11 protein-coding genes and 1 riboswitch are annotated in these 13,248 nt (G+C 73.3%); of the genes, 9 read left to right on the top strand and 2 right to left on the bottom strand.

Annotated elements, in window-relative coordinates; genetic code table 11:
- Window positions 1-93: 93 nt before the first annotated feature.
- The 4 genes from WFI00_RS02770 to WFI00_RS02755 all read left to right on the top strand — a co-directional run bounded on the left by WFI00_RS02770 (window position 94) and on the right by WFI00_RS02755 (window position 3,521).
- Window positions 94-948: an ABC transporter substrate-binding protein gene (locus tag WFI00_RS02770; protein ID WP_336631035.1), complete on the top strand. Its 855-nt coding sequence runs from the start codon at window positions 94-96 to the stop codon at window positions 946-948.
- A gap of 22 nt (window positions 949-970) precedes the next feature.
- Window positions 971-1,816 (top strand): amino acid ABC transporter permease, encoded by an 846-nt coding sequence (locus WFI00_RS02765; protein ID WP_336631034.1) that lies wholly within the window; start codon window positions 971-973, stop codon window positions 1,814-1,816.
- The gene (locus WFI00_RS02760) at window positions 1,813-2,559 is read left to right on the top strand and encodes an amino acid ABC transporter ATP-binding protein (protein WP_336631033.1); all 747 of its coding nucleotides are present in this window, start codon (window positions 1,813-1,815) and stop codon (window positions 2,557-2,559) included. Before WFI00_RS02765 ends, WFI00_RS02760 begins: the two co-directional genes overlap by 4 nt.
- Window positions 2,560-2,681: 122 nt before the next feature.
- Window positions 2,682-3,521 (top strand): cytochrome c oxidase assembly protein, encoded by an 840-nt coding sequence (locus WFI00_RS02755; protein WP_336631032.1) that lies wholly within the window; start codon window positions 2,682-2,684, stop codon window positions 3,519-3,521.
- Between the two features lie 177 nt (window positions 3,522-3,698).
- Here WFI00_RS02755 and WFI00_RS02750 read toward each other — a convergent pair whose 3' ends face one another.
- Window positions 3,699-4,583 (bottom strand): bifunctional methylenetetrahydrofolate dehydrogenase/methenyltetrahydrofolate cyclohydrolase, encoded by an 885-nt coding sequence (locus WFI00_RS02750; protein ID WP_336631031.1) that lies wholly within the window; start codon window positions 4,581-4,583, stop codon window positions 3,699-3,701.
- A complete protein-coding gene (gene glyA, locus WFI00_RS02745) occupies window positions 4,580-5,854 on the bottom strand; it encodes a serine hydroxymethyltransferase (protein WP_336631030.1) in 1,275 nt (424 codons plus the stop codon). Before glyA ends, WFI00_RS02750 begins: the two co-directional genes overlap by 4 nt.
- Before the next feature lie 52 nt (window positions 5,855-5,906).
- Window positions 5,907-5,990, bottom strand: a riboswitch (ZMP/ZTP riboswitch).
- A gap of 237 nt (window positions 5,991-6,227) precedes the next feature.
- Between glyA and WFI00_RS02740 the strand changes: the two genes are divergently transcribed.
- The 5 genes from WFI00_RS02740 (at window position 6,228) to WFI00_RS02720 (ending at window position 13,106) form a co-directional block, all read left to right on the top strand.
- Complete coding sequence (locus WFI00_RS02740; RefSeq protein ID WP_336631029.1) at window positions 6,228-7,778, top strand: beta-N-acetylhexosaminidase; 1,551 nt, start codon at window positions 6,228-6,230, stop codon at window positions 7,776-7,778.
- On the top strand, window positions 7,775-8,923 hold the full coding sequence (gene nagA, locus WFI00_RS02735) for an N-acetylglucosamine-6-phosphate deacetylase (protein WP_336631028.1): 1,149 nt from the start codon (window positions 7,775-7,777) through the stop codon (window positions 8,921-8,923). The genes WFI00_RS02740 and nagA overlap by 4 nt, the downstream gene beginning before the upstream one ends.
- Before the next feature lie 392 nt (window positions 8,924-9,315).
- Window positions 9,316-11,322 carry a sigma-70 family RNA polymerase sigma factor gene (locus tag WFI00_RS02730; RefSeq protein WP_336631027.1) on the top strand — a complete coding sequence of 669 codons (2,007 nt, stop codon included), beginning with the start codon at window positions 9,316-9,318 and terminating at the stop codon, window positions 11,320-11,322.
- Between the two features lie 9 nt (window positions 11,323-11,331).
- Complete coding sequence (locus WFI00_RS02725; RefSeq protein ID WP_336631026.1) at window positions 11,332-11,742, top strand: YrdB family protein; 411 nt, start codon at window positions 11,332-11,334, stop codon at window positions 11,740-11,742.
- A complete protein-coding gene (locus WFI00_RS02720; RefSeq protein WP_336631025.1) occupies window positions 11,739-13,106 on the top strand; it encodes an FAD-binding oxidoreductase in 1,368 nt (455 codons plus the stop codon). Before WFI00_RS02725 ends, WFI00_RS02720 begins: the two co-directional genes overlap by 4 nt.
- Window positions 13,107-13,248 lie beyond the last annotated feature (142 nt).

Below are 13,248 nucleotides of genomic sequence, written 5' to 3'. Positions count from 1 at the left end.
CCCCGCCGATGCCGGGATGATGGATGCGGCGGCATCCGCGCACAGCACACGGCGCGATCCGCCCGCACCCCACCCCGTACCCGGAGGTCCTCCATGTCGCGTCCCGTCCTGCGCACCGCCGTCGTCGCCACCGCGGCGGCCATCGCCCTGCTCGTCTCCGGCTGCTCGGCGGGTGCCGCTCCGGCGTCCTCGGGCTCGGCGGATGCCGAGGGCGGGTACCTGACGCCCGGGAAGTTCACCGTCGCGACGGGCGAGACCGCCTACGAGCCCTATGTCGTGAACGACGACCCCGCCTCGGGCGAGGGCTTCGAGGCCGCCGTCGCCTACGCCGTCGCCGCGAAGCTCGGCTTCGCGAAGGAGGACGTCGTCTGGGTGCGCACCTCGTTCGAGTCGGCGATCGCGCCCGGACCGAAGAGCTTCGACGTCAACATCCAGCAGTACACCATCACCGACGAGCGCAAGAAGGCGGTCGACTTCTCGTCGCCCTACTACGAGGCCAGCCAGTCGGTCGTCGCGGTCAAGGGCGGCAAGGCCGACGGCGTCACCGACATCGCCGGGCTCAAGACCCTCGTCCTGGGCGCGATGACCGGCTCGACGAGCGCGGCGACCCTCGAGAAGGCGATCGCCCCGACCGCCGCCGCCCAGCTGTACGGCTCGAACGAGGACGCGGTCGCCGCCCTCAAGGCCGGGCAGATCGACGCGCTCGTCCTCGACACGCCCACCGCCTACGTGGCCACCTCGGTGCCCTACATCGAGAACTCCTTCGTCGTGGGCCAGCTGCCCGCAGCGGGCATCCCCGACCAGTGGGGCATGATCCTCAGCAAGGACTCGCCCCTGACGGCCCGCGTCAGCGACGCCGTGGACGCCCTGCGCGCGGACGGGACGCTCGACCAGCTGCAGGAGACCTGGCTGGCGGTGCTCAGCGAGGGCATCCCGCAGCTGCACTGACCGCCTCCGGTAACGTCGTTCCGTGACCCTGCACGCCCCCAGCGCCCTCGAACTCGATCGTCGCGCCTATCGCCGCGGTCGCGAGCGTCGCTCCGTCCTGGTCGCCGCGGCCTCGACGCTGGTCTTCGCCGCGATCGTGTGGGTGAGCGTCGTGAACACCCCCGGATGGGCGGGCGTGCAGGCGGCGTTCTTCGACCCCGCCGTGGCGGTGCAGGCACTCCCGAAGGTGTGGGACGGGTTCCTGATCAACCTGCAGGTGCTCGCCTACTCCCTCGTCACGGTCGCGGCCGTCGCGCTCGCGCTGGCGGTGCTGCGGACCCTGCGCGGGCCGGTGTTCTTCCCGCTGCGGGTCCTCGCCGCCGGCTACACCGACCTGTTCCGCGGCTTCCCGTTCATCATCGTGCTGTACCTCGTCGGGTACGGCCTCCCGACGATCACGAACACGCGCATCCCGATCGTCCTGCTCGGGGTGCTCGCGGTCACCCTGACCTATTCGGCGTACGTGGCCGAGGTCATCCGCGCCGGGATCGAGGCCGTGCATCCCTCCCAGCGCCTCGCCGCGCGGGCCCTGGGGCTCAGCCACGCCCAGACGATGCGCCGGGTCGTGCTGCCGCAGGCGCTGCGCAAGATGACGCCGCCGCTCATGAACGACTTCATCTCGATGCAGAAGGACGTGGGGCTGATCTCCATCCTGGGCGCCGTCGACGCGATCGCCGCCGCCCGCTCGGTCGCGTCCCTGACCTACAACTTCACCCCGTACGTCGTCGCCGGCCTCCTGTTCGTGATCCTCGCGATCCCGACGATCCGCCTCACCGACTGGTACACCGCGCGACTGCGCGAGCGCGAGCAGACGGGAGCGATCCTGTGACCGAGACGCCCGCCCCCGTCCTCCGCGCCGACGGCCTGTGGAAGTCCTTCGGCGAGCGCGACGTGCTGCGCGGCGTCTCGGTGTCGCTCGCCCGACACGAGGTGGTCGCGCTCATCGGCGCCTCGGGCTCGGGGAAGTCGACCCTGCTGCGCTGCCTGGGGCTGCTCGAGCCCATCGACGACGGTCGGATCTTCCTCGGAGAGGAGGACATCTCCGACCCCCGCGTCGACGCGAACCGTGTGCGTGCACGGCTCGGGGCCGTGTTCCAGAGCTACAACCTCTTCCCGCACCTGTCGGTGCGCGACAACGTGACCCTGGCGTCCCGCGTCGTGCACCGCATGCCGCGACGCGAGGCGGAGGCCCGCGCGATGGACCTGCTCGAGCGCGTCGGGCTCGCCGAGTTCGCCACGGCGCACCCGGACCGGCTGTCGGGCGGGCAGCAGCAGCGCGCGGCGATCGTCCGCGCCATCGCGACGGACCCCGAGGTGCTCCTCCTCGACGAGATCACCTCGGCGCTCGATCCCGAGCTCGTCGGCGAGGTGCTCGAGCTCGTCCGCTCGCTCGCCGCCGACGGCGCGACGATCCTCATGGCGACGCACGAGATGGCCTTCGCCCGCGACGTCGCCGACCGCGTCGTGTTCCTCGACGAGGGCGTCATCGTCGAGGAGGGCGCCTCCGCCGAGCTCTTCACCGCTCCCCGCGAGGCGCGCACGCGCGCGTTCCTGTCCCGCTTCACCGCCTGAGCGGGCCCGGGGCGGACGCCGGCGACCGTCCGCCCGTTCTCAGCGGACTCATTCGTCGCGGGCGTACCGTCGTCCCCACGCCTCCGCTCACCGACATCCTGACGACCTGGCGCGCCGACCCCGTGACGATCGCGGTCATCGTCGGCGCGGCGATGGCCTACGTCTTCGGGATGCGCCGCCTGTCCCGCCGCGGCACCCCGTGGCCGCCGGCCCGCGCGGCGGCCTTCTTCGGGCTCGGACTCGGCTCGTACGCGGTCGTCGAGCTCGGCTTCCTCGGCACGTGGTCGGCGGAGCTGCGCTGGGCCTTCGTCGCCCGGATCGCGCTGCTCCTGCTCGCGGTGCCCGGGCTCATCGCCCTCGGGCGCCCCCTCGACCTGCTGCGCGCGAACCTCGGCCCCGATCGTCGGCGCCGCCTCGACGAGGTCCTCGACGGGCGGGTGTTCCGCATCCTCGGCAACGCCATGTTCGCGACCCTCTTCGCCGCCGCGGTGTTCTGCCTCTTCCTCACCCCGCTCGCCGGCGTGCTGCGCACGACACCCGTCCTCGACGAGGGGATCGGCCCCGTCACGCTCACGGTCGGACTGCTGCTCGTCGTGCCGATGATGGCACTCACGGGCATCCACACGAGCACGTTCCTCGCCGTGGAGTTCCTGCTCGCATTCGTCGAGCTGGTGATCGATTCGGTCCCGGGCATCCTGCTGCGTTTGAACGACACGGTCGTGGACGGCGTCGCCGCCGCGACCGGCGCCGGCTGGTGGCCCAATCCGCTGCACGATCAGCACCTCGCGGGCGATCTGCTCTGGTTCATCGCGGAGATCGCGGACGTCCCGATCCTGATCCTGCTGCTCGTGCGGTGGGGCCGGCGAGATCGCGCGGAGGCGGCCGACTTCGACGCCCTCACCGACGACGAGCACGACGCCCTCGTGCGTGCGCACCTCCGCGGGCCCGCCGCCCAGGCGTAGGCTCAGCCGCCCGCGGCCGCCCTCGCGCGCTCACCTTCGCGTGCGCCCGCCTCGCGCCCCGCGAACTCCGCAGAAACACACGAACTCCGCACCGGATGACGCGATCCGGTGCGGAGTTCGTGTCAGGATGCGGAGCTCGTGCGGCAGCGGCCGAGGAAGAGGCGACGGCGGCGCAGGTCAAGCGGTGACGGCGCGCTCGGCGGCCTCCACCACGTTCGTCATCAGGAGGGCGACGGTCATGGGGCCGACGCCGCCCGGGTTCGGCGACAGCCATCCGGCCACCTCGTCGACGCCCGGCGCGATGTCGCCGTAGACCTTGGACTTCCCGGTCTCGGGATCGGTCTCGCGCGTGACGCCGACGTCGAGCACGGCGGCGCCGGGCTTGACGTCCTCGGGGCGGACGAGGTGCCTCACCCCGGCGGCGCCCACGATGACGTCGGCCTGCCGCAGGTACGAGGGCAGGTCGCGCGTGCCCGTGTGCGTGAGGGTCACGGTCGCGTTCACCGCGCGCCGCGTGAGCAGCAGCCCGATCGAGCGCCCGATCGTCACGCCGCGGCCGACGACGACGACGTGCGTGCCGGCGAGGGCGAAGCCGTTGCGCTCCAGCAGCTCGATGACGGCCCGCGGCGTGCACGGCAGGGGCGAGGCGATCTCGTCGTTGACGTTGAGCACGAGCTTGCCGAGGTTCGTCGGATGCAGGCCGTCGGCATCCTTCGCCGGGTCGATCCGCTCGAGGATGCGGTCGGTGTCGAGGTGGCGCGGCAGCGGCAGCTGCACGATGTAGCCGTGGCAGGTCGGATCGGCGTTGAGCCTGTCGATCTCGTCCTCGACGTCCTGCTGCGTGGCATCCGCCGGCAGCTCGACCTGGATCGAGTTCATCCCGATCGCCTCGGACTCGCGGTGCTTCATCCCGACGTAGAGCTGGGATGCCGGATCGGCGCCCACGAGCACCGTCGCGATGCCCGGGGTGATGCCGAGGGCCTTCAGCTTCGCGACGCGCTCGGCGAGCTCCGCCTTGATCGCGGCGGCGGTGGCGCGCCCGTCCAGGACGGTCGCGGTCACTGCGTGAGCCCCGGGTAGAGCGGGAACGCGGCGGTCAGGGCGGCCACGCGCGTGCGCAGCGCCTCGAGGTCGGCGCCGGGGAGCAGGGCGAGTGCGATGACGTCGGCGACCTCGGTGAACTCGGCGTCGCCGAACCCGCGCGTCGCGAGCGCGGGCGTGCCGATGCGCAGACCCGACGTGACCATCGGCGGGCGCGGGTCGTTCGGGACGGCGTTGCGGTTCACGGTGATGTGGATCTCGTGCAGCAGGTCTTCGGCCTGCTTGCCGTCGATCGCGGCATCGCGGAGGTCGACGAGCACGAGGTGGACGTCGGTGCCGCCGGAGCGGACGGCGATCCCGGCGTCCTGCACGTCCTGCTGGGAGAGACGCTCGGCGAGGATCGCGGCGCCGCGGACGACGCGCTCCTGGCGCTCGCGGAACTCGGGGGTCGCCGCGAGCTTGAACGCGGTCGCCTTCGCGGCGATCACGTGCATGAGCGGGCCGCCCTGCTGCCCCGGGAAGACCGCGGTGTTGATCTTCTTGGCGAGGTCGGCGTCGTTCGTGAGGATGAAGCCCGAGCGGGGGCCGCCGATCGTCTTGTGCACGGTCGACGAGACGACGTGGGCGTGCGGCACGGGCGACGGGTGCAGGCCCGCCGCGACGAGACCGGCGAAGTGCGCCATGTCGACCCAGAGGAGCGCGCCGACCTTGTCGGCGATCTCGCGGAAGCGCGCGAAGTCGAGCTGGCGCGGGTAGGCCGACCAGCCGGCGATGATGACCTTCGGCGAGTGCTCGACGGCGAGGCGCTCGACCTCGTCCATGTCGATGACCGAGGTCTCGGGGTCGACGCCGTACGCGACGATGTTGTAGAGCCGGCCGGAGAAGTTGATCTTCATGCCGTGCGTCAGGTGGCCGCCCTGGTCGAGCGAGAGGCCGAGCAGGGTGTCGCCGGGGCGCGCGATCGCGTGGAGGACCGCGGCGTTGGCGGATGCCCCGGAGTGCGGCTGGACGTTCGCGAACTCGGAACCGAAGAGGGCCTTCGCGCGCTCGATGGCGAGCTCTTCGGCGACGTCGACCTCTTCGCAGCCGCCGTAGTAGCGACGGCCCGGGTAGCCCTCGGCGTACTTGTTGGTGAGCACCGAGCCCTGGGACTGCAGCACCGAGACCGGGACGAAGTTCTCCGAGGCGATCATCTCGAGGAAGCCGCGCTGACGCTCGAGCTCGCGCTCGAGGACCTGGGCGATCTCGGGGTCGACCTCGGAGAGGGGGGCGTTGAAGTAGGGGTCGGTCATGTCGGGCTCCTGCCATCCGTGGTTGAGTGCCGGCGCGCCGGCGAGTCGAAACCACGGCGGCCCAGGCGTGCGGTCGATTGCCGTGTTCGTCGCTCCCCGATGGTGACCCACCTCAACGCCAGTCGCGACACAGCGAGCATATCGGATGCCGGCTCTCCCGCATCCCTCCCGCCACGCCTCCCCCGCCCCGCCACTGCACCCGCCGTCGGGGATAGAGTGGGAGGAGAGGTATTTGTAAGGATTCCTTACATAGCGCCGAGAACTGTACGGCGGGTTCGGGGCGGTTCCGCCGCGAGGGCGCTCCGCCGCGCGAGGAGAGCGCCGCCCGACGGGCCTGGCCGCGCCGTCGCCGACGGCGCAGAATGGAGAGATCGTGTCCCTGCCGCCGCTTGTCCCCGTCCCGGCCGCCGTCGAGTCGTCCGGTGGGGCCCCGTTCGTCCTGAGCCCGGCGACGACGCTCTCCGGAGGCCCGGATGCCGTCGCCGTCGCGCGCGACCTGATCGCGACACGCACCGGCCTCCGCCTCGACGAGGCCGGCTCGCCCGCGTCCGGCGGGATCGAGCTGCGCATCGCCCCCGGGCGACCCGAGTCCTACACGCTCGATTCCTCCGACGACCGGATCGCCCTCACGGGCGGCGACGCGGCCGGGCTCTTCTACGCCGTCCAGACCCTCGGCCAGCTCATCGCGCCCGACGGCGACGGGCACGGCTGGATCGTCCCCGCCGTGCGGATCGCCGACGCCCCACGGTTCGAGTACCGCGGCGTGATGCTCGACGTCGCGCGCCACTTCTTCGACGTCGCGGCCGTCTGCGCGTACATCGACCGCGCCTCGGCCCTGAAGTTCAACCACCTGCACCTGCACCTCACCGACGACCAGGGGTGGCGACTCCACCTGCGGTCGCGCCCGCTCCTCACCGAGAGGGCCTCGTCCACCGCGATCGGCGGCGCCCCGGGCGGCTTCTACACGCAGGACGACTACCGCGAGATCGTCGCGTACGCGGCGGGTCGCCACATGACCGTGGTCCCCGAGATCGACCTGCCCGGCCACACGCACGCGGTCACCCTGGCCTACCCGGAGGTGTGCGCCGACCCCGTGCTCAGCGACCACGTGCTCGACACCGTCCGCACCTTCGGCGGCGGCGTCCCGACCCCCGGCACCGCGTACGAGGGGATGGCGGTCGGCTTCTCCTCGCTGCGCATCGGAGAGGCGGAGACCGAGGCGTTCGTGCGGGACGTGCTGGGCGAGGTCGCGGACCTCACCCCGGGGCCCTTCCTCCACATCGGCGGCGACGAGGCGCTCGGCACGCCGCGCGCCGACTACGACGCGTTCGTCGGGCACGTCAGCCGGATCGTGGCCGGACTCGGCAAGACCCCGATGGCGTGGCACGAGGCGGGTACCGGAACGGGCCTCGCCCCGACGACGGTCGGCCAGTACTGGGGGTTCGTGGCGCCCACCGACGGGATGGACGACAAGGCGCGCGGCTTCACCGCGACGGGATCGCGGCTCGTGATGTCACCCGCCGACGCCGTCTACCTCGACATGAAGTTCGACGCGGCCTCGCCGCTCGGACTGACCTGGGCACACGGAGTGACCAGCGCCCGACGGTCCTACGACTGGGACCCCGCAGCGATCATCGAGGGCGTCGGCGACGCCGAGATCCTCGGCGTCGAGGCGCCGCTGTGGACCGAGACGGCGCGGACGCCGGCCGATCTGGACGCCCTCGCCTTCCCGCGCATCGCCGCGGCGGCGGAGATCGCCTGGTCTCCGCACCCCGCGGCGAGCCGGGCGCGGACGTGGGAGGATTTCGCCGCCCGGGTGGGGGCGCTGGGGCCCCTCTGGACCCGGCAGGGCATCCGCTTCACCCCTCTCCCCGAGATCCCCTGGGTGCACGAGGGTGCACGCCCGGAAGGAGCCGACTCGTGACGACGGTCATCCATTCCGCTCGACTCGTCGACGCCGGCGCCGTGACGGAGGACGCCTGGGTCGCCTTCGCCGACGGCGCCGTGCTGCGCACCGGCACGGGCGACGCCTGGCGCGCCCTGCGACCGGGAGCCTCGGGCGACGCGATCGACGCGGAGGGCGGATTCCTCACCCCCGGCTTCGTCGACATCCACGGGCACGGCGGCGGCGGGGCATCCTTCGACGACGGCGTCGACGCGATCCGCACCGCCCGGGCCGTGCATCTCGCGCACGGGACGACGCGGGCGGTGCTCTCGCTCGTGACGGCCTCCCTCGACGACCTCGCTCGACGGGCGGCGGTCGTCGCGGACCTGGCCGGACGAGACGACACGATCCTCGGATCGCACCTCGAGGGCCCCTTCCTCGATGTCGCACACAAGGGCGCGCACACGGAGGGCCTGCTCCGCGCTCCGGACCCGGCGTCGGTCGATCGTCTGGTCGCCGCGGGGCGGGGGACGATCCGCCAGGTGACCCTCGCACCCGAGCTCCCCGGAGGACTCGACGCGACCGCACGCTTCGTGGCGGCGGGTGTCGCCGTCGCGGTCGGTCACACCGACGCGACGGCGGACGAGGCACGGGCTGCCTTCGACGCCGGCGCGACGCTGCTCACGCATGCGTTCAACGCGATGCCGGGCATCCACCACCGCGCCCCGGGGCCGATCGTCGCGGCGATGCGCGACGACAGGGTGACGCTCGAGCTCATCGCCGACGGCGTCCACGTCCATCCGGATGTCATCGTCCTCGCCTTCGCGGGCGCCCCGGGGCGGATCGCCCTGATCACGGACGCGATGGCCGCCGCGGGTGCCGCGGACGGCCGTTACGAGCTCGGTGGTCTCGCCGTCACCGTGACGGACGGCACGGCGCGCCTCGATGCGAACGGCGCGATCGCCGGATCGACCCTCACGCAGGATGCGGCGCTGCGCACGGCCGTCGCCGCGGGGGTGCCGCTCCCCGCGGCGGTCGAAGCGCTCACCGGTGTGCCCGCCCGGGCCATCGGTCTCGCCGGACGGTTCGGTGCACTCGTGCCCGGCGCCGCCGCGGACGCCGTCCTCCTCGACGACACGCTCCACGTGCGGGGCGTGTGGGCCGGCGGCGCGCGCGTCCGGTGACGACGAGAGCGGGGTGAGGCGTCCCCACGCCTCACCCCGTTGCGCTCCCCACCGCGCTCTCCCCCCCCAGCCGGTGGCGCCGGCCCGGCCGGACCGGCGCCACCGGTGGACGGTCCGGATGTCTCCGCTCCGGGTCGCGCCCTCTCCCCCCGGGAGGGACACGGCGCATCGCACCCCCCGTGCGAGCACTTTCCCGTCCACCCATGAGATGAGCGAGGTGCGGGTTCATTACGCGGGTCGCCGATGTTTTTCCGGATCTTCTTCCGCCGTTTTGTCCGCCCGCGGTCCGCGCCTCGACGAAGCGAACCTGGGAGAATGGTGACATCGCGTCATGATCGCGTTCCGGCGGCGTCTCATGATCGACCGTGATCCCCCAGCCACCAGGATGCCCCGTGGACGACACACCGCCGATGCGCACAGACCTCGCCGAGACCGGCGACTCCGACCTCGTGTCGCGCACCCGCTCCGGGGACGCCGACGCGTTCGGCGAGCTGTGGCGGAGGCACTACCGTTCGGGCATCGTGGTGGCGGGGGCGGTCACCTCGACGTTCGACGCCGACGACCTCGTCCAGGAGGCGTACGCGCGCATCTACCAGGCGATCGCGAAGGGCGGCGGCCCGACCGGGTCGTTCCGCGCGTACCTGTTCACCAGCATCCGCAACACGGCCGCCGCGTGGAGACGCGCACGGCGCGAGACGACGATCGACGAGCTGGAGAGCGTTCCCGACCCGGATGCCGAGGCGCACGCGACCGACGAGGCGCTCGATCGCAGCCTCACCGCCCAGGCGTTCCGGAGTCTGCCGACACGGTGGCAGGAGGTGCTCTGGTACACCGAGATCGAGCAGATGAAGCCCGCCGAGGTCGCGCCGCTTCTCGGGGTCACCCCCGCCGCCGTCGCGCAGCTGGCCTTCCGTGCCCGCGAGGGCCTGCGCGAAGCGTGGATCCAGGCCCACCTGCGCGACGCGCCGAGCGGCTCGGACTGCCGGTGGACGATCGAGCGCCTGGGGGCGTACGCGCGCGGCAACCTGGGCCGCCGCGACACGACGAAGCTCGAGACGCACCTCGGCGACTGCGCGCGGTGCACGATCGTCGCCGCCGAGGCCAAGGATGTGTCGCACCGCCTCGCGCTCGTGCTGCTGCCGCTCACGCTGGGCACGGGCGCCGCCGCCTCGTACCTCGCCACGCTGCAGGGCGGATCGGCGCCGATCGTCGCTCTGGCCGCCGGCGCGGGCGGAACCGTTCCGGGCGCCGTGACCGGCGCAGGCTCGGGAGCGGGCTCCGGGGCAGGCGGGACGGCGGGTTCGGGCGCGGGCGGCGGTGCGGGCGGCGGAGGCATCGGGACGGCCGGCGCCGCGGCATCCGGCGGCATCCTGGGTTCCGCGGGCGCCGTGGTGTCCCTCGTCGCGGCGGGGGTGGTCGTCGCCGTGGCCGCGGTGACGGCGAGCATCGTCCTCCCGCAGCTGAACACCGGCGCGGACGCGGCGAACAGATCGGACACGGCAGGCGGCGACGGCGGCGTGGGGACGGCGGGCACCCTGCCCGGCGGCCCGCCGATCGTGCCGCTCGTCGCCCCGTCGCCGAGCGCGCTGCCGTCCGGGGCGACCTGGGCCCCCACCCCCGGACCTCCGCGGCCGCCCCGCGTCGCACCGCCGCTGCCGGCGGCGACGCCGTCATCCCTCTCGACGCCGACGCCGTCCGCGACGCCCACGCCGTTCACCACATCCACCGCGACGCCGACACCCACACCCACACCCACACCCACACCCACGCCCACGCCCACGCCCACGCCCACGCCCACGGCGACACCCACGCCCACGGCGACGCCGACACCCACGCCCACACCCACACCCACGGCGACGCCGACACCGACACCCACCGCCACGCCCACACCCACGGCGACTCCGACACCGACCCCCACAGCGACTCCGGCACCCACGGCGACGCCGACACCCACGCCGACCGCGACCCCGACCCCCACACCGACCCCGACACCCACACCGACCGCGACCCCCACACCGACCCCGACACCCACACCGACCGCGACCCCCACACCGACCCCGACACCCACGGCCACACCGACCCCGGTGTTCCCGACCGACCCGCCGACGGTCGGCGCCGGCGTGCTGTCGCTCGTGATCGTCGACGGCCACGCCGGCCTGGTGGCGGAGTTCCCCGTGACCGGATCGCCGGGAGCGACGGTCGTGGTGACCGTCGACGGGTTCGAGCGGACACGGGTCGTGCTCGATGAGACCGGCACCGCGACAGCGGCCTTCGCCCCCCGCTTCGGCGACCTGTTCCGGTCCGCGACGTTCACCTACGTACGCGGAGAGGAACGCGGGCCCTCGGCGACCGTCCCGATGCTCTTCGGCGCCGCCGCGGCGGCGGACGCCCCCGCGTAAACTGGGCGCATGCCCGAACTGCCGCACGTCCGTCCCGCCGCACCCGAGGCACCCGCGGCGTCCGGCGCGCGAGTGGCCGGTACGCGCCCCGCGCTCGACGCGGTCGACATCCTCGCCTTCCTGTGCGAGCTGTTCGCGTTCGGGACGCTCGCGGTGTGGGGCTTCACCGCGTGGCCGTTCCCCTGGAACATCGTGATCGGCATCGCGGCGCCCGTGGTCGCCCTCGCGCTCTGGGCGCTGTTCGTCTCTCCGCGCGCGGTGTTCCTCGTGCATCCGTTCGTGCGCGCCCTCGTCGAGCTGCTGGTGTATGCCGCGGCGACCATCGTGTGGTGGTCCAGCGGCAGCCCGTGGATCGGACTCGCGTTCGCGGTCGTGGCCATCACCGTCGGACTCGTGTCGGGCCGGCGCCGACTCGCGTGAGCGCCCCCGACGTCGTCGCGCTCCTGCGGGAGCAGTTGGGCGACCGCGTGGACACCGATCCGGGTCGCCTCGAGGCGACCCGGGCCGACAAGTCGGGGCATGCGTCCTCCGGCATCCCCCTGGCCCTCGTGCACGCGACGTGCGTCGCCGATGTCCAGGCGACGCTGCGCGTCGCCCACGCCACCGGGACCCCGGTCGTCACGCGGGGCGCCGGTACGGGGCTCGCGGGCGGCGCGAACGCCGGACCGGGCGACATCGCCCTCTCGGTGCGGGGCATGGATCGGATCCTGGAGGTGCGCGCCGACGATCTACTCGCGGTCGTCGAGCCCGGCATCCTCAACGCCGACCTCAACCGCGCGCTGGCCGCGCACGGCCTGTGGTGGGCCCCCGATCCCGCGAGCCGCGAGATCTCCACCGTCGGCGGCAACATCGCGACGGGGGCCGGCGGTCTGCTCTGCGCCAAGTACGGGGTCGTGCGCGACGCGGTGCTGGGCGTCGACCTCGTCCTCGCCGACGGACGACTGCTGCACCTCGGCCATCGGAGCGTCAAGGGCGTGACGGGACTCGACCTGACGTCGCTCGTCATCGGCTCGGAGGGCACGCTCGGCGTCGTCGTGGGCGCGACGCTCAAGCTCCGGCGCCTCGTCGCGGGTCGGGCGCGCACGCTCACGGCGTCGTTCCCCGACGTCCGCTCCGCGGCCTCGGCCGCCGCCGCGGTCACCGCGTCGGGGGTCCAGCCCGCGATCATGGAGCTGATGGATGCCGCCTCCCTCGCCGCCGTGCACCGTCTGCTCGGGCTGGCGGAGCCACCCGCGGGAGTCGCGCAGCTGACCATCCAGACCGACGGTCCCGCGGCGACCGCGGAGGCGGAGTCGATCACGGCGACCCTGACCGGCCTCGGCGGTGCGGTGCGTCTCGCCGCCGACGACGCCGAGGCCGCCCTCCTCTGGCGCATCCGGCGGTCGATGCATCCCGCGATGGAGACCCTGGGCACCACGCTCATCGAGGATGTCTCCGTGCCGCGCAGCGCCCTGCCGGAGATGTTCGACGAGATCGCCCGGATCGAGCGGGAGCACGGGCTCTCCATCCCCACCGTCTGCCACGCGGGGGACGGCAACCTGCACCCGAACTTCGTGTTCTCCGGCGACACGGTGCCCGAGGTGGTCTGGCGCGCCGCCGACGACCTGTTCCGGGCGGCGCTGCGTCTGGGCGGAACCCTCACCGGCGAGCACGGCGTCGGAGTCCTCAAGCGGCGCTGGCTCGCCGACGAGCTCGGCGACGACCAGTGGCAGCTGCAGCGCGCGGTGGCCCGCGCCTTCGATCCGACCGGCATCATGAACCCCGGCAAGGTCTTCGCGCCCTGACACCCCTCCCCCGCACCGCGCGCCCTCCGCCGCGTCACGGAATCCGCAGAATCACACGGACTCCGCACGAATCCCGCGATCCGGTGCGGAGTTCGTGCGATCGTGCGGAGAACGCGGCCGGGAGCGGCGGCCGCGGGGCGGG

The sequence above is a fragment of the Microbacterium sp. MMO-56 genome, assembly GCF_037146215.1.
Lineage (GTDB): Bacteria > Actinomycetota > Actinomycetes > Actinomycetales > Microbacteriaceae > Microbacterium.
This window is presented reverse-complemented; position numbering and strand designations above follow the sequence as displayed.

Bases quoted from the DNA above. Each gene is read 5' to 3' on its own strand.
- WFI00_RS02770 (WP_336631035.1), top strand. From the start codon at position 94: ATGTCGCGTCCCGTCCTGCGCACCGCCGTCGTCGCCACCGCGGCGGCC.
- WFI00_RS02725 (WP_336631026.1), top strand. From the start codon at position 11,332: ATGCCCGAACTGCCGCACGTCCGTCCCGCCGCACCCGAGGCACCCGCG.
- glyA (WP_336631030.1), bottom strand. From the start codon at position 5,854: ATGACCGACCCCTACTTCAACGCCCCCCTCTCCGAGGTCGACCCCGAG.